At 70.7% G+C, this 273-nt stretch carries 1 protein-coding gene; it reads right to left on the bottom strand.

Annotated features, from left to right (window positions below; all coding sequences use genetic code 11):
* The coding region (locus IF43_RS37625; protein WP_037891783.1) for a hypothetical protein at positions 1 to 273 on the bottom strand (273 nt) is incomplete at both ends.

The raw sequence follows: 273 nt of genomic DNA, 5'->3' as shown, positions 1-273 counted from the left end.
GTCGTCGCCGAAGCCGCCGTCGAGGTTGTCGTTGCCCGGCCCGCCCAGGACGGTGTCGTTGCCGTAGCCGGCGCGGACGGTGTCGTTGCCGCTCAACGCACAGATCACGTCGTTGCCGAAGCCGCCGGTGAGGGTGTCGGTGCCGGAGGTGCCGACGATCGTGCAGCCGCGGGCGTTGTTCACCGAAGTGGTGGCGGTGGCCGTGTTGTTGCCGGTGTTCGGGTCCTGCGGGGTGCTGCTGGTCGCGGAGGCCGTGTCGGTCAGGGTGCCGGT

Origin of the sequence: Streptomyces sp. NRRL S-87, assembly GCF_000719335.1 — a bacterium.
In the GTDB taxonomy this organism is placed as follows: Bacteria; Actinomycetota; Actinomycetes; order Streptomycetales; family Streptomycetaceae; genus Streptomyces.
The sequence above is the reverse complement of the archived record's forward strand: the minus strand, read 5'-3'. Positions and strand labels throughout refer to the sequence as shown.